Below are 14,285 nucleotides of genomic sequence, written 5' to 3'. Positions count from 1 at the left end.
GAACCTGAATTGTCCTCCGAGCAATTGCGCGATGGCCCCAACTCGCCTCGCATATTAGAACCGTGCCATCTCCCGCACCGGTTCACCCATGCCCCACACCTCTGCCCTGCTCGGCTTCGCCCTCGTCTGCCTTGGCCTCGTGCTCACGCCGGGGCCGAACATGATCTACCTGATCTCGCGCTCGATCACGCAAGGACCGGCGGCGGGCATCGTCTCGCTCGGCGGCGTGGCGCTCGGCTTCGTGTTCTACATGCTGTGCGCGGCGTTCGGCATCACGGCGCTGCTGCTCGCCATTCCCTTCGCCTATGACGCGCTGCGCTTTGCCGGCGCGGGCTATCTGTTGTGGCTTGCCTGGCAGGCGGTGAAGCCGGGCGGACGCTCGCCATTCCAGGTGAAGCAGCTCGCGATCGACAGCCCGCGCAAATTGTTCGCGATGGGTTTTGTCACCAACCTGCTCAACCCGAAGATCGCGATGCTTTATCTGGCGCTGCTGCCGCAGTTCATCGATCCCACCGCCGGCAGCGTGCTGACGCAGTCGGTCGTGCTCGGGGCAATCCAGATTGCGATCAGCGTCAGCGTCAACGCGATGATCGCGCTCGCGGCGGGATCGATCGCGCAGTTCCTGGCGAACCGGCCAAGCTGGATGCTGGTGCAGCGCTGGCTGATGGGCACGGTGCTGGCCGGGCTCGCGGTGCGGATGGCGGTCGAAGCGAAGAAGGTGTGAGGCACACTGTCATGCCCCGGCTTGACCGGGGCATCCAGTACGCCGCGGCCGCTCGGATCAATCACCGCCGTCTCTGGAATACTGGGTCGCCCGGTCAAGCCGGGCGACGACAGCGTCAGATCAATCCAGCTTCGCGTCCATGCCCCGCTTCACCGCCGGGCGGGCCATCAGGGTCTCGTACCAGCGCTTGACGTTGGGGAAGTCCGCCAGCTCAACCTTGTGGCGAGGGTGGCGCCAGGCCCAGCCCAGGATGGCAAAATCGGCAATCGAGAGCTCGCCGGCGACGAAGTCGCGGCCGTCCAGCTGGCGGTCGAGCACGCCGTAGAGCCGGCGGGTCTCGGCCATGTAGCGCTTCAGGCCGTAGGCACGGTCCTGCTCGTTCTCGAGTGCGATGAAATGGTGCACCTGGCCCGGCATCGGGCCGAAGCCGCCCATCTGCCACATCAGCCATTCATAGACCGGGATGCGGGCGCCCAGCGATTTCGGCAGGAATTTGCCGGTCTTTTCACCGAGATAGAGCAGGATCGCGCCTGACTCGAAGATGCTGACGGGCTTCCCGTCCGGGCCTTCAGGATCGACGATCGCCGGGATCTTGTTGTTCGGGGAGAGCTTGAGGAACCCCGGTGCCATCTGCTCGCCCTTGGTGATGTTCACCGGGATCACCTTGTAGGGCAGCCCCATCTCCTCCATCGCGACCGAGATCTTGCGGCCGTTCGGCGTGTTCCAGGTGTGCAGCTCGATGGTCATTCCCATGTCCTTCCCCAACAGATTGGCATTCCACCTACTCCAGAAGGTCGCGCCCCCACAACCGGCGGTCCGGGATGGCCGATCCCTGTTGACGAGGGACGCCCCCTCTGGAATGTCGCGGCCGTCGCGGATAAATTCCGCCTCCTCCAAAAACGCTCCCGAGGGACCGCCGTGTCGAAATCAGCCTCCCGCGCTCGCCTGTTCGAAATCATCCGCCGGCGCTCATTCGGCCGCGGCGAGGTGACGCTCGCGTCGGGCCGCAAGAGCGATTTCTACTTCAACCTCAAGCCGACCATGCTCGACCCCGAGGGGGCGACCCTGCTCGCCGAGCTGACCTATGAGGCGCTGAAGGACGACAATCTCGATTTCATCGGTGGCCTCGAGATGGGCGCGGTGCCGCTCGCCGGCGCGCTGGCGCAGATCTCCTGGATCAAGGGCCATCCGATCGCGGCGTTCTTCGTGCGCAAGAAGCCGAAGGAGCATGGCGCGAAACTCGCGATCGAGGGCCTGCCCAAGGGCGAGACGCTCGCCGGCAAACGTGTCGTGATCGTCGAGGACGTCACCACGACAGGCGGCTCGGCGATGAAGGCGGTGGAATCGGTGCGCGAGACCGGCGCCGAGGTGGTGCTGGTGCTGACCATGGTCGACCGCGAGGAAGGCGCCACCGACACGTTCGGTGCGGCCGGCCTGCCGTTCCGCTCGCTGTACAAGGCCTCGGAATTCTTGAAGGCCTGACGCGGCGAAACATCCCTTGCCGTCATGCATCAGTGTGCCCCGGAAGCAACCATCCGTCCAAAGCTGCGCCCGGCCCTAAAGAGGCCACCGCCTCGTCTTGAAACCGCCTCCGCTCAACTGCTCATTTACCATCGCGCCTTATGGTGAATCATGTGCTGAGACCCCTTGAGGTCCCAGCCGGTTCGGAAGCGTCGGGTGGAGTAAGCGTTTGCGTACAGTCCTGTCCCATGCGCGCCGGCGGCGTCGCGCGATGCTTGTGGCCGCCACCCTTGGAGCATTTGCGGCTCCGGCCCCGGTTTCGGCCGAGGGCCTGTTCGATTTCTTCTTCGGCGGCATGCAGCAGCAGCGGCCGCAGCGCGAGGTGCCGCAACAGTCGAGCCCCTACGCCGATCCCTTCACCGGACAGCAAAATGCCGCAACCCCGCAATATGTGCCGCCGACCCGCGCGGCGGCGGCCGGCGGCTCCGGTCCGGCCTTCTGCGTCCGGAGTTGCGACGGCAAATATTTTCCGCTGATGCGCGGCCTCGCGTCACCGGCGCAGATGTGTCAGGCGTTCTGTCCTGCCAGCGCGACCAAGGTCTATTTCGGCTCCTCAATCGACGGTGCCGCCTCGCAAACCGGCGAGCGCTACGCCGACAGCGAGAACGCGTTCGCCTATCGCAAGGCGCTGCGCGCCGACTGCACCTGCAACGGCCGCGAGCCGGTCGGCCTTGCCCCGGTCGATCTCGCGCTGGACTCCTCCCTGAAGGCCGGCGACGTGATCGCCACCACTGACGGCCTCGTCGCCTATACCGGCATCCGCGTCGGCAATGACCAGGCCGCCGACTTCACCCCGGTTGCCTCCTATCCCGGCCTCACCGCGCAAGTCCGCGCCCGCCTCGGCGAGATGAAGGTGGCCCCGGTGCGGGCGGAGACGGTGTCGGCAGATGCGCCGGCTGCGGAGATCGTGCGTGAGACGCTGCCCGATGTGACGGTGCCGAAGACGGCGGCGCAGAAGCCGGCGAAGCGGGCGGGGCTGGATTAAAGTCACTTTCGTGTCCCGGACGCGCTGCAACGCTCATTGACGTTGCTGCGCAGAGCCGGGACCCAGAATGCCGCGAGCATGGGCCCGGCTCTGCAGCGCACCGCTGAACCGGACGATGCTTCGCATCGCCGGGAGAGCGTTGCGCTGCGTCCGGGGCACGAGACTATCGTCCGATGATCACCCCGATCACGTTCGGCGCCGCCAGATATTTCTCCTCGATCGCCGCGCGCGCGGCGGCGCGGTTTTCCGGCGTCAAGAGGCCGCGCTTCTCGGCCAGGATCATCCAGCAGAAGCCCCACCAATCCGTCAGCATGCCCTGATCGCCGACGAGGTCGTAGCCCTGCTCGGCCGCGAAGATGCGCGCATGTGCTTCGTCCAGCGTGTCCAGAAACAGATGATCCTCGGCCGAGAACAGATCGTCGCTGACGTCGTCGATGGTGTAGCCCCAGATCGACTGGCACACCGCGTTGAACTCGCGGTCGAACTGGTCGTCGTCGACCCTCTGGCGTCGTGCCGCCTGATGCAGCCGCGACAGCGAGCGCGCGAAATCGGCGATCCGGGTGAGGGCAAATTGATCGAAGGCGATGGTGGACATGTAGTCCTCGCAAAGTCTGACAGACGCTAGATATTGTGTCGGCGACGCGCCGAATCACAATGATATATCAAAGACTTGCTAAAGTGTTCTTAATTTGTTCCGAACTCGGCGACTGTCCCCGTCAGTTTTGATCGCCCGAAATGAAAGGGGCCGCTTCGCAGCGGCCCCTCGCCGGTTACAATTCTTGTTCGGGATGAGAAATTCCAGCCCCGGCAAGCGTAACGTTAGAACCGTCAACGGGCTTGGGCGATTCCGGAAAACTACTGAACGTAGTGCTGTCCCAATTTTTGGCGTCAGAAGCAGCGTGAAGCCGCAATGGCGTGGACGCGGCGGTCGCCCAGCAAATGGGCGACAAAACCATTGGCCGGAAATATCTTCGCGAAGGCGACGTCGCGGATGCTGAGGCCGCCGGCATAGGCGCCGAACGCCGGCATCACCGCACGCATCCCATCGGAGGCGAAGCAGCGGCGCTCCAACGAGCGGCCGCGCGCGGAGACGCGCGCCTTGGGATGGAGATGGCCGGCGATCTCGCCGCACGCACCGGTCGGCTCGTGACGGAAGGTGATCGGGCCGATCGCGACCTCGTCGGCGACGGTGCCGCCGAGATCGCGCGGCAGCATGGGATCGTGATTGCCGGAGATCCAGATCCAGTCGCGGCCGGTCTGGAGCGCGGCGACGGCATCGCGATCGTCGGCCGACAACCGCTCATGCGCGGTGCGGTCGTGAAAGCTGTCGCCGAGTGCGATGACGGTGCGCGGATCATGGCGGGAGATGACAGCAGCGAGACGGCTCAGGGTCGCGAGCGTATCGTAAGGCGGCAGCAGCACGCCGCGGGTGGCGAAGCTGGAGCCTTTTTCCAGATGCAGGTCGGAGACGACGAGCAGGCGCTGCTCGTCCCAGAACAGCGCGCCGGAGAGATCGGCGGCGAAGGTTACATCGCTGATGGTGACTGTGGACACGCGCATGTCGTCGACATCCTCCGAAACCTGCGCGCCAGTCGTCACGTCTTACCCGCTTCTATCCATCGCCTCTTTGACGAGCTCATCGGCGGCTTCGGCCAAGAGCTCGTCTGCAGCTTCGCCATAAACTGACTCGCGGCCGATTTCCAGCATCACGGGCACGGCGAGCGGAGAGACGCGGTCGAGTTCCCGGTGGGTGATGCGGCCGTGGATGCGCATCAGCATGTCGCTGAGGCGGCGCAGATCGAGCAGGCCGGTGGCGGCATCGGCGCGGGCGGCGCGCAGCAGGACGTGATCGGCCTGGTGCTTGCGCAGCACGTCGTAGACCAGATCGGTCGAGAACAGCACCTGGCGGCGGCTCTTCTCCTCGCCGGTATGCCGGCGCGCGATCAGCCCGGAGATGATCGCGCAGTTGCGGAACGTGCGCTTCATCAGTGCTGACTCGGCAAGCCAGGCCTCGAGATCGTCGCCGAGCATATCAGGGTCGAACAGCGCGTTGAGATCGATCCGGCCATCACGGATCATGAAGGAGAGATCACCGAGCGCCCAGATCGCAACCGCATATTCGTTGGCGACGAAGCCAAGCGGCCGCGCACGGGCGCGCTCCAGCCGGCGCGTCAGCAGCATGCCGAGGGTCTGATGCGCGAGACGGCCCTCGAACGGATAGCAAACGATGTAGTGCTTGTTGGCGCGCGGAAAGCTTTCGACCAGCAGCTCGCGCACCGCCGGCACGCGCGAGACGTCCTTTTGCAGCGACAGCCAGTCGCGCACCTGCTCCGGCAAGCCGCCCCAGGCGCGGCCGTCATCGAGCAGCCGGCGCACGCGCTCGGCGAGATAGGTCGAGAGCGGAAACTTGCCGCCCATATAGGACGGCACTTTCGGGTCCTTGTCGTTGGCGCGGGAGACATAGACCTGGTCCTCCACCAGCGTTTCATAGCGCACCACCTCGCCTGAGAACACGAAGGTGTCGCCGGGGCTCAAGCCCTCGATGAAGGCCTCCTCGATCTCGCCGAGCAACCGACCCCCGCGCGCGATGACGCCGGTCGAGCCCGCTCCGCCGCCGCGCGAGCGCACCAGGCGCACCTTCAGCATGTCATCCTCGACGATGGTGCCGACATTCATCCGGTAGCTCTGCCGCACCTTGGGATTGGCGACACGCCAGCGCCCCTCCTTGTCCTGCTTGATACGGGCGAAGCGTTCATAGGTCTTCAGCGCGTAGCCGCCGGAGGCGACGAAATCGACGACGTCGTCAAAATCCGGCCGCGACAGGTCGGCGTAGGGCGCGGCGGTGCGCACTTCGGCATACAGATCATCGCTGAGGAACGGCTCGCCGCAGGCACAGCCGAGCACGTGCTGGGCCAGCACGTCGAGCGCACCGGTGCGCAGGGGCGGCGTGTCCTGCGCGTTCTCGGCAATGGCATCGATAGCGACGCGGCACTCCAGCACTTCGAAACGATTGGCCGGCACCAGCACCGCGCGCGAAGCTTCGTCGAGACGGTGATTGGCGCGGCCGATCCGCTGCATCAGGCGCGAGGAGCCCTTTGGCGCGCCGATATTGACGACGAGATCGACGTCGCCCCAGTCGACGCCGAGGTCGAGCGAGGAGGTGCAGACCACGCCGCGCAGGCGCCCCGCCGACATCGCGTCCTCGACCTTGCGGCGCTGGGCGACGTCGAGCGAGCCGTGATGCAGCGCAATCGCGAGCCCGTCGTCATTCATGCTCCAGAGATTCTGGAACAGCATCTCGGCCTGGCTGCGGGTGTTGACGAAGACCAGCGTGGTCTTGTTCGCCTTGATCAGCTCGTAGATCTCAGGGAGCGCGTGGCGCGCGCTGTGGCCGGCCCAGGGCAGGCGCTCGCGCGTATCCAGCATCTCGACTAGCGGCGGCGCCGCGCCGCCGGCGATGACGATGTCGGCTGCTCGCTCCCTGCCGTCGGGCTGCGGCACCAGGAAGCGCGCGAGCTGATCCGGCTCGGCCACCGTTGCCGACAGCCCGATTGCGCGCATCTGCGGCGCCAGCCGCCACAGCCGCGCCAGCCCGAGCGAGAGCAGATCGCCACGCTTGGACGTCACCAGCGCGTGCAGCTCGTCGAGCACGATCCGCTTCAGCGAGGAGAACAGGAACGGCGCGTCATCCGAGGACAGCAGCAGGGCAAGCTGCTCGGGCGTCGTCAGCAACACATCAGGCGGATAACGCCGTTGCCGCTGGCGCCGCGACACTGGCGTGTCGCCGGTGCGGGTCTCGACCTTGATCGGCAGCGCCATCTCTGCGATCGGCCGCTCCAGATTGCGCGCGATGTCGACGGCAAGCGCCTTCAGCGGCGAGATGTAGAGGGTGTGCAGGCCGCCGGTCCGCTGCACGCTGCGGCCGGTGGATACGAGGCTTTTGTTACCTCCCCCCTTGTGGGGGAGGTCGGCAGCCGCAGGCTGACGGGAGGGGGGTAGCCCCACGAGCGGTGCGTGTGGCCACCCCCCTCCCCGCCCCTCCCCCACAACGGGGGAGGGAGAAGAAAGCTCCACCAGCGTCGGCAGGAATCCCGCCAGCGTCTTGCCGGCGCCGGTCGGTGCGATCAGCAGCGCACTAGCGTCCTCGCGCGCCTTCTCCAGCAGCGCCAATTGATGCGCGCGCGGCGACCAGCCGCGGGCTGCGAACCATTGCTGGAAGCGGCTCGGCAGCAGCGTGGCCGGCTCGGCCGATGTTTGGAGGATACGGGGCGGCACGGCATGACAGGTAAGCCGTGAAGATCACTTCGTCGAGGGGTGCCGCCCTCCCCGCCTGCACGAGGAGGGCCAGCGGTCTCACGCCCCGGCGGGTACTTGATCCAGAAATCCGGTCACGCTTCTGATGCGGCCGTCCTTCAGCACGGCGAAATCCGTGCCCTTGATCGGGCTGTCGGTGCCATCGGGACCAAGTCCCCATGAAAAGCGGATGTGATCGCCGTAGCCGTTGGGCTCGCCGATCAGCTTGAACCTGAAATCGGGAAAGCGCTGCTGCACGCCTGCGATCAGCGCCTCGATGCCGTCGCGGCCGTCGCCCTTCATCAGGGGATCGACATAGCTCGCATCGCTCGTCCAGTTTTCGCTGAGCAGCTCGCGGCGCCGGCCGGCGGTGCGCTCGTTCCAGAGCTCGATGTAGCGGCGGGCGATGGTGATGGGGTCGGTCATGGTGCTCTCCTTCGATGACGCCGTGGTTGGCTGTCCCTGACTATCGAAGGATGGCGCGCGCCGATCGATTACCTCGTAGGTCATGCGCATGATCCGGAAAAGTGTAGAGCGGTTTTCCGGCCAGATCATGCGCAAAAAGAACTGAGCCGCGCGAAAAAAATGGAGCGCAATGATGTTGTCATCGCGCTCCATTCGCATGCGAATTGATCGTGAAGATTACTTCGCGGCCGTGACCATGATCTCGACGGTGTATTGCGGCGCCGCCAGCTTGGCTTCGACGGTGGCGCGGGCGGGGGTATTGCCGGCCGAGACCCAGGCGTCCCACACTGCGTTCATCTCGCCGAACGTCTTCATGTCGGTGATGTAGATCGTGGCCGAGAGCAGCTTCGACTTGTCGGTGCCGGCCTTGGCGAGATGGCCGTCGATGGTCGCCAGGATGTCCTGGGTCTGCTTCGTCACGCTTTCGCCGGCGGCCTTGTTGGCGACGACGCCGGCGAGATAGACGGTGTTGCCATGCACGACGACCTGGCTCATGCGCGGGCCGGTTTCGAAACGCTGAATGCTCATTTACGGATCTCCTCACTGGAATGGCGGCCCTGTCTAGCCCAGCACCTCGCGCCGTGCCACCCCGGGCACGCATGCGTTGCCTGCGGCGCATGCGTTGCCGGGCACGCATGCCGTCAACGCCGAGCATGTGCGCCTCATGGAAACTGACTGAAAAAAGCCCAGATCGTCTCGGCGCCATCGATGTCGCCGTTCTGCGGCCCGAGCAGGCCGGCTGCGACCCTCGGGAAGCGGGCATCCGGAGAAAATCCAGGCATGCGGTGGCCGCCATGGTTGATGCGATAGAGCACGACGTCGTGTCCCCTCGGGCAGCGCGATGAGATCCGGGTCACTGTCGATTGGTCTGCAGGCGCCTTGTCGGGCAAGTCGGTCACGCTGGCATCGTCGGTCTCACAGCCATTGAGATTACGCCAGAACGCCAGCGTCTCCTCGGTCGACCAGAACCCGTCCGCGGCAAAATAGCTCGATCCGCGACCGCCCTCATACGGGACCAGCTGGTCGGCCGTTCCGTTCATGAGCAGCATCGGCAGAGGCCTTGACGGATGGCAGGTGACGGCGGCCTCGTCGGTGAGATTCATGATCACGCTCGCGCCTGCCGCAAACAGATCGGCGCGGGCGCAGACCATGGTCATCGCCATGGCGCCGCCATTGGAGACGCCCGCGACGAAGACGCGCTTTGCATCGGCCGTGCCGTCGGCCACCAGCTTCTCGACGAGCTTTGCGAGGAAGGCAACGTCGTCGGTGCCCGCGGGCGGTCCGCGCAGCGCAGGCCCCGCCTTGGTTCGCGCGTCCGCCCAGGCATTGTTGAGCCCGTCCGGAAAAACCACGGCCAGGCCCTCGCGCTTTGCGACCTGCGGCCAGGCCGTCCGTGTGACCATGTCGGCGCCGCGCTGGGTCTTGCCGTGCAGCACGATCACGAGCGGTGCCGGCTTCTTCGCGGGAAGCTGCGCGGTGTAGGACCGCTTCACGCCGTTGACGTCGATCGTCTCGGCAGATGCGACCGACGCGGCAGCCAATGCCGCGAGCAGCGCGCCGATGCGCAGCATCCACCGCCGCATCACCTACCCCACCGCTTTCGCAGCGGCCCGGCCGGCATTGCGGCCTGAGAACAGGCAGCCGCCGAGGAAGGTGCCTTCCAGCGAGCGATAACCATGCACGCCGCCGCCGCCGAAGCCGGCGGCCTCGCCGACCGCATAGAGGCCGGGAATGACGGCGCCCTCGCCCCCGAACACACGCGAGTCGAGATCGGTCTCGAAGCCGCCCAGCGTCTTGCGGGTGAGGATGTTGAGCTTGACCGCGATCAGCGGCCCTTGCGCGGGATCCAGGATCCTGTGCGGGGAGGCGGTGCGGATCAGCCTGTCGCCGATATAGCGGCGCGCATTGTGGATGTTCATCACCTGCGCGTCCTTGACGTAAGCGTTGGCGATCTCGCGGTCGCGCGCCTCGATCTGCATCCTGATGTGCTCGAGCTTGAGAAGGTCGCTGCCGGCAAGCCTGTTCATCTCCGTAACAAGGTCCTCGATCTTGTCGCGCACGATGAAGTCGACACCATGGCTTTTGAATGCTTCGACCGGCGCGGGGGCGCCCTTGTTGGTGGCGCGGCGCAAGGTCATGCGCCAGCTCTTGCCGGTGAGGTCGGGATTCTGCTCCGAGCCCGACAGCGCAAACTCCTTCTTGATGATGCTCTGGGTCAGGATGAACCAGGAATAATCATAGCCGGTCGACATGATGTATTTGAGCTGGCCGAGCGTGTCGGAGCCCGGGAACAGCGGCGCCGGCAGCCGCGTGCCTGTGGCGTCGAACCACATTGAGGACGGGCCGGGCAGGATGCGGATGCCGTGGCGCGGCCAGATGGGATTCCAGTTCTGGATACCCTCGACATAATGCCACATGCGGTCGCGATTGATCAGCCGCGCGCCTGATTTCTCGGTGATACCGATCATGCGGCCGTCGACATGTTCGGGCACGCCGGAGATCATGAACTTCGGAGGATCACCGAGCCGCTTCGGCCAGTTCTGCCGCACCAGCTCGTGATTGCCGCCGATGCCGCCGGACGCCACGATCACGGCCTGCGCCTTCAGCGCAAACTCGCCGACGACGTTGCGCGAGGAGCTCTTGCCGCGCTCGACGTTGTCAGGCGCGAGGACGGCGCCGCTGACGCCATCCACCGTGCCGTTGGTGATCGAGAGCGCATCGACGCGGTGGCGGAACCTGAAGCTCAGCCGGCCGCTTTTCATCGCCTCGCGCGCACGGCGCTCGAACGGCTCGACGAGCCCGGGCCCGGTGCCCCAGGTGACGTGAAAGCGCGGCACCGAATTGCCGTGGCCCATCGCGTCATAGCCGCCGCGTTCGGCCCAGCCGACCACCGGGAAGATGCGATGGCCCATCGCCCTCAGCCAGGCGCGCTTCTCGCCGGCGGCGAATGCCACATAGGCCTCGGCCCATTGCCGTGGCCAGAAGTCCTCGTCGCGGTCGAAGCCGGCGGCCCCGATCCAGTCCTGCATGGCCAGGTCGAAGGAATCCTTGATGCCGAGCCGGCGCTGCTCCGGCGAATCGACCAGGAACAATCCGCCGAACGACCAGAACGCTTGGCCGCCGATCGACTGCTCGCCTTCCTGGTCGACCACGATCACGCGCTTGCCCGCATCCGCGATCTCGGTTGCGGCAACCAGTCCCGATAGGCCCGCGCCGACAACGATGACGTCAGTCTCTTCAGCCATGTGTTTCCCCCTCCATGATTCCCCCGCCACAGGTTCCTCCCTGTAGTCGCCCGGATTGAAGCCAGCGGTTGTAACTGAGATCAAGGGTGTGGCGCATAAGACATCATTAACTTGTTCCACTTTGGGATAGAGACCCATCGGGTGCAGCGCGGACGCAACACTGGATTTGAATTTGTTTTGAGCGAGCCGGCCTGCCTAGACAAAACCGCGGTTACGACAGACGCTAGTCGCGCATCACCACCGAACACGCAGATTCGAATTCGACTGGGGCGGGGGACAATGAAGTTTCTGACGGGGTTGCTTGCGGCGGTTCTCCTGATCGCTTGCATGGGGGCTTCTCACGCGGTGGTTCGGATCGCGGATGACCGCGGTGGCCGGATCGGAACCTATGTCGACAAATACCAGGACCTGCGGCAGTCAGGTGACACCGTCATCATCGACGGCCTCTGCGCCTCGGCCTGCACCATCGTCCTCGGTGCCATCCCGCACGACCGCATCTGCGTGACCTCGCACGCGACGCTCGGCTTCCACGCCGCGTGGGATTTCGGCACCAACGGCCGCGCCGTCACCAACGCCGAAGCCACCCAGATGCTCTACGCGATGTATCCGTCGCAGGTGAAACGCTGGATCACCCAGCGCGGCGGCCTCACCCCGCACATGCTGTTCCTGAAGGGCAAGCAGCTCCAGGCCATGTACAAGCCCTGCTACCTGGATGCGCAAGCCTCGGCCAACAAGCCGTCGTCGCGGTAGGCGCACATTCGTCACTCCTAGCACTGCTCATGGCCGGGCTTGTCCCGGCCATCCACGTTTTTGGGCTCGGTGCGTGGATGGCCCGGGGCAAGCCCGGCATGACGAGGATGGGACGTACTTCCGCACCCCGTGATCTCCCTCACGGCCGCCGCGCTTGCCCGGCCACGCCGCAGCGCCTATTTGAAAGGCAGGGAACCCCGACCTTCGCCCCGATCGTTGTCATGGCTCAATTGCTGCACCCCTCGCATCCGCTACAGGACAATTCGCCCACTGCCGGCCGCACGCCGTTCGTGCTGCTGTTGGCGGGCGCGGGGCTCGGCGGATTGCTCGTGCTCGGCGCGCTGGCGCTGTGGTTCCACTACGGCACGCAGATGTTCTTCGAAATGATCAGGACCGGTTTCGCCGCCTGCTTCTGATCCGCCACAGGAAGTTTTTCGCTCATGAGTTCCGCCGCCCGTCCGCTGGTGATTGCGACCGCCTTCGCCGCAAGCCTCGTTGTCGGCCTCCTGATCATGTTCTGGGCCATGGGCGGGGTCAGCAAGGTGGCGCAGCCGGCCGCGATCGGCGGCCCGTTCCAGCTGACCGACCAGAACGGCAAGGCCGTCACCGACAAGAGCCTGAAGGGCAAGCCGACCCTGATCTTCTTCGGCTACACCCATTGCCCAGATGTCTGCCCGACCTCGCTGTTCGAGATCTCGGAAGTGCTGCGCGCGATGGGCAAGGATGCCGACAAGGTCAATGCCGTCTTCATCTCGGTCGATCCCGAGCGCGATACCCCGGCGACCATGAAGGAATATCTGTCGAGCTTTGATCCGCACCTCGAGGGCCTGTCCGGCGATCCCGCCGAGACCGCCAAGGTCATCACCTCCTACCGGGTCTACGCCAAGAAGGTCCCGACCAAGGACGGCGACTACACCATGGACCACACCGCGCTGATCTATCTGATGGACCGCGACGGCCGGTTCGTCTCGCCGTTCAATTTGAAGCGGACGCCGGACGAGGCGGCGACGGATTTGAAGAAGTATCTCTGAGAAGAGAGCAGGATCGAGCGGCATTCTCGGTGCAACCTCTCCCGCTTGGGGGAGGTCGGCGCGCACAGCGCGCCGGGTGGGGGCTCTCTCCACATTGGGGCTCTCGCCCGCGGAGATACCCCCACCCCGGCCCTCCCCCGCAAGCGGGAGAGGGAGCGCACCTCGACTTGGCCGCATTCCATGCTCGCGTTCCCGTCGGGATGGTCTATAACGCCCTCCGATCCCAATGAAATTCGTTCATTTCCGGCCGATGGCTCCATCGCAACAGGCGAAATCGTCCAAATCTGCCCGTAGCTTGCTGGCGGGGCTAGCCGTCGGCGCCTGCCTGCTCATCGGCTTGCCCGACGTCCAGGCCCAGGCGCCCGCCAAGCGGCCCCCGGCGGCGCCTCAGGCCACGCCGCAGGTCGCGCCCCAGGCCGCCCCGCAGGCCGTGCCCGGGTTCTGGGACCCGCGGCGGCGACCGGAGCGGCCGGACCTGTCGCGCCTGACCGTGATCCGCTTCCTGACCGAGACCGACTATCCGCCGTTCAATTTCACCGGCGCCGACGGCAACCCGGCCGGCTTCAACGTCGATCTGGCCCGCGCGCTGTGCGAGGAGATCAAGGTCACCTGCACCGTGCAGATGCGCCGCTTCGAGACGCTGGTCGACGCGCTCTCCTCCAACCGCGGCGATGCCATCATCGCCTCTATGGCGGTCAGCCCGCAGCTGCGCGCCCGCGTCGACTTCACCGACCCCTATTACCGCGTGCCGGCGCGCTTCGCCTCGCGCAAGGACGCGGTGATGCCGGAGATCCGCCCCGAATATCTCGAGGGCAAGAAGGTCGGTGTCATCGCCGGCTCCGCGCACGAGGCCTATCTCAAGGCGATGTTCACCGACGCCGAGCTGCACCCGTATCCCAACGACGACGCGATGCGCGCCGCCCTTCGCAAGGGTGAGGTCGATTTCATCTTCGGCGACGCCATCTCGCTGGCGTTCTGGATCAATGGCACCGATTCCGGCGATTGCTGCGCCTTCTCCGGCGGCCCCTTCGTCGAGAGCCGTTTCTTCGGCGAAGGCATCGGCATCGCCGTGCGCAAGGGCAACGACGTGCTGCGCCAGGCCCTGAACTGGGCCCTGTTCCGCGTCTGGGAAAAGGGCCGCTACACCGATCTGTGGCTGCGGTATTTCTCGGTGAGCCCGTTTTAGCCCTGCGCCCGCGACGAGCAAACTGCCGTTGGGTGGGCAAAGGCGCGTCACCCACGTCTTTGAGGTGGTGGGCACGCTTCGCTTT

At 65.7% G+C, this 14,285-nt stretch carries 15 protein-coding genes; 7 read left to right on the top strand and 8 right to left on the bottom strand.

Going from position 1 to position 14,285, the window contains the following annotated elements; translation table 11 throughout:
- Positions 1-88 precede the first annotated feature (88 nt).
- The gene (locus GGD62_RS24400; RefSeq protein WP_104465485.1) at positions 89-724 is read left to right on the top strand and encodes a LysE family translocator; all 636 of its coding nucleotides are present in this window, start codon (positions 89-91) and stop codon (positions 722-724) included.
- Positions 725-844: 120 nt separating this feature from the next.
- On the opposite strand, the gene GGD62_RS24395 is transcribed toward GGD62_RS24400, so the two are convergent.
- Positions 845-1,471 carry a glutathione S-transferase family protein gene (locus GGD62_RS24395; protein WP_183710619.1) on the bottom strand — a complete coding sequence of 209 codons (627 nt, stop codon included), beginning with the start codon at positions 1,469-1,471 and terminating at the stop codon, positions 845-847.
- Between the two features lie 171 nt (positions 1,472-1,642).
- Between GGD62_RS24395 and pyrE the strand changes: the two genes are divergently transcribed.
- Together pyrE and GGD62_RS24385 are read left to right on the top strand one after the other, a co-directional pair.
- Entirely contained in the window at positions 1,643-2,206 is a 564-nt protein-coding gene (pyrE, locus tag GGD62_RS24390) for an orotate phosphoribosyltransferase (RefSeq protein WP_018320808.1), read from the top strand.
- 250 nt (positions 2,207-2,456) lie between these two features.
- Positions 2,457-3,230, top strand: coding sequence for a DUF2865 domain-containing protein (locus GGD62_RS24385; protein WP_183710617.1), 774 nt, complete (start codon positions 2,457-2,459; stop codon positions 3,228-3,230).
- 163 nt (positions 3,231-3,393) lie between these two features.
- Here GGD62_RS24385 and GGD62_RS24380 read toward each other — a convergent pair whose 3' ends face one another.
- The 7 genes from GGD62_RS24380 to GGD62_RS24350 form a co-directional block, all read right to left on the bottom strand.
- Positions 3,394-3,825 (bottom strand): hypothetical protein, encoded by a 432-nt coding sequence (locus GGD62_RS24380; protein WP_183710615.1) that lies wholly within the window; start codon positions 3,823-3,825, stop codon positions 3,394-3,396.
- 293 nt (positions 3,826-4,118) lie between these two features.
- Positions 4,119-4,790 carry a ligase-associated DNA damage response endonuclease PdeM gene (gene pdeM, locus GGD62_RS24375; RefSeq protein ID WP_049815010.1) on the bottom strand — a complete coding sequence of 224 codons (672 nt, stop codon included), beginning with the start codon at positions 4,788-4,790 and terminating at the stop codon, positions 4,119-4,121.
- 42 nt (positions 4,791-4,832) lie between these two features.
- Positions 4,833-7,505 carry a ligase-associated DNA damage response DEXH box helicase gene (locus GGD62_RS24370; protein WP_312014285.1) on the bottom strand — a complete coding sequence of 891 codons (2,673 nt, stop codon included), beginning with the start codon at positions 7,503-7,505 and terminating at the stop codon, positions 4,833-4,835.
- Between the two features lie 78 nt (positions 7,506-7,583).
- A complete protein-coding gene (locus GGD62_RS24365; RefSeq protein ID WP_183710612.1) occupies positions 7,584-7,949 on the bottom strand; it encodes a nuclear transport factor 2 family protein in 366 nt (121 codons plus the stop codon).
- Between the two features lie 216 nt (positions 7,950-8,165).
- A complete protein-coding gene (locus GGD62_RS24360) occupies positions 8,166-8,516 on the bottom strand; it encodes a RidA family protein (protein ID WP_018320814.1) in 351 nt (116 codons plus the stop codon).
- 134 nt (positions 8,517-8,650) lie between these two features.
- Positions 8,651-9,571: a PHB depolymerase family esterase gene (locus GGD62_RS24355; RefSeq protein ID WP_183710610.1), complete on the bottom strand. Its 921-nt coding sequence runs from the start codon at positions 9,569-9,571 to the stop codon at positions 8,651-8,653.
- Positions 9,572-9,574: 3 nt separating this feature from the next.
- Positions 9,575-11,233 (bottom strand): FAD-binding dehydrogenase, encoded by a 1,659-nt coding sequence (locus GGD62_RS24350; protein WP_183710608.1) that lies wholly within the window; start codon positions 11,231-11,233, stop codon positions 9,575-9,577.
- A 279-nt stretch (positions 11,234-11,512) separates the two neighbouring features.
- On the opposite strand from GGD62_RS24350, the gene GGD62_RS24345 reads away from it, so the two are divergent.
- The 4 genes from GGD62_RS24345 (at position 11,513) to GGD62_RS24330 (ending at position 14,200) form a co-directional block, all read left to right on the top strand.
- Positions 11,513-11,983 carry a hypothetical protein gene (locus GGD62_RS24345; protein ID WP_018320817.1) on the top strand — a complete coding sequence of 157 codons (471 nt, stop codon included), beginning with the start codon at positions 11,513-11,515 and terminating at the stop codon, positions 11,981-11,983.
- Positions 11,984-12,204: 221 nt separating this feature from the next.
- Entirely contained in the window at positions 12,205-12,399 is a 195-nt protein-coding gene (locus GGD62_RS24340; RefSeq protein WP_179740025.1) for a hypothetical protein, read from the top strand.
- 24 nt (positions 12,400-12,423) lie between these two features.
- Positions 12,424-13,014 (top strand): SCO family protein, encoded by a 591-nt coding sequence (locus GGD62_RS24335; RefSeq protein WP_183710606.1) that lies wholly within the window; start codon positions 12,424-12,426, stop codon positions 13,012-13,014.
- A 250-nt stretch (positions 13,015-13,264) separates the two neighbouring features.
- Positions 13,265-14,200 carry a transporter substrate-binding domain-containing protein gene (locus GGD62_RS24330; RefSeq protein WP_183710786.1) on the top strand — a complete coding sequence of 312 codons (936 nt, stop codon included), beginning with the start codon at positions 13,265-13,267 and terminating at the stop codon, positions 14,198-14,200.
- The last annotated feature ends 85 nt before the right edge of the window (positions 14,201-14,285 follow it).

The organism is Bradyrhizobium sp. ERR14 (genome assembly GCF_014198235.1).
Taxonomy (GTDB): Bacteria; Pseudomonadota; Alphaproteobacteria; order Rhizobiales; family Xanthobacteraceae; genus Bradyrhizobium.
This window is presented reverse-complemented; position numbering and strand designations above follow the sequence as displayed.